The following is a 1,115-nucleotide window of genomic DNA, read 5'->3' on the forward strand; positions in this document are numbered from 1 at the left end:
TTTAGCCCCTCCAGCATCCGCGCAATGCTTTCCAGCAACTCCAGAATCAATGCACGAGCCTCGGCACTTGGGGCTTCGGCCTCGGGCAGATGGGCGATGGTTTCCAGGTAAGCGCGTTCAATTTCCTCGCGGCGCCAGTGATCGATCACCAACCCCCGGGCAATAGTGCGTAGAAAAGCTCGCGGCGCTTTGAGCTCCAACCGTTCGGTTTTCTGCAACAGGCGTACGAAAGTGTCCTGGGCCAGATCAGCAGCATCCGCAGCGTTGCCCAGACGCTGGCGCAGCCAACTGTTGAGCCAGCCGTGGTGATGGCTGTAGAGCGTCTGTACGGCGAACTCGGTTGATGACATGGAGCCGGACTGCCTGAGCGTCACAAATGATAATTACTCGCATTGTCATTGAAGGATTATCGATTTGGCAATAAGCAGGGTGATGTCGGTCATCTGAAAATGCGCAGCGGACGCTCTGGAATGCCGTTCGGCGGGATTCGGCAAATTCAGTCGAGTAATTCAGATAAATCTCTAAGGGTTCGGGGATTCTTGCCGAAAGACTGATAAGACATGCGTGCACCAAAGTAGAGCGGCCAAAGAATGTCGCCTGCACTGTTACATGGAATGTTGCTTTACGGACGCATCCCCACTTTCGGCATAAGAAGTCCCATGAAATGAATCTCAAGTTCAGCCATAAAATCCTTTTGGCCGCCTCCGGCGTAGTGGTTCTGGCTTTTGCGTTGTTCACTTTGTACAACGACTACTTGCAGCGAAACACTATCCGACAGAACCTCGAGTCCTCCATCCAGCAGGCCGGTGAGCTCACCTCCAGCAGTGTGCAGAACTGGATGAGCGGGCGGATCCTGGTGCTCGAGAACCTGGCGCAGAACGTCGCCCATCAAGGCCACAACGCAGACTTCCCAGGCCTGGTGGATCAGCCGGCCTTCACCTCGAACTTCCAGTTCACCTATGTCGGCCAGTCCAACGGCACCTTCACCCAGCGTCCTGACGCGAAGATGCCCGACGGCTACGATCCGCGTCAGCGGCCTTGGTACAAACAGGCCGTAACCGCCGATAAAACCATGCTGACCCCGCCCTACATGGCGGCCGTCGGCGGGTTGGTGG

At 56.2% G+C, this 1,115-nt stretch carries 2 protein-coding genes; one reads left to right on the forward strand and one right to left on the reverse strand.

The window, feature by feature from the left end; translation table 11 throughout:
* A partial coding sequence (locus tag BLX41_RS02505; RefSeq protein ID WP_185073351.1) for a sigma factor occupies positions 1–350 on the reverse strand: 350 nt, incomplete at its 3' end.
* Positions 351–664: 314 nt separating this feature from the next.
* On the opposite strand from BLX41_RS02505, the gene BLX41_RS34245 reads away from it, so the two are divergent.
* Positions 665–1,115: PDC sensor domain-containing protein (locus BLX41_RS34245; RefSeq protein ID WP_473241673.1), on the forward strand; the 451-nt coding region annotated here is incomplete at its 3' end.

It is taken from the genome of Pseudomonas protegens, from assembly GCF_003732485.1.
In the GTDB taxonomy this organism is placed as follows: Bacteria; Pseudomonadota; Gammaproteobacteria; order Pseudomonadales; family Pseudomonadaceae; genus Aquipseudomonas; species Aquipseudomonas protegens_B.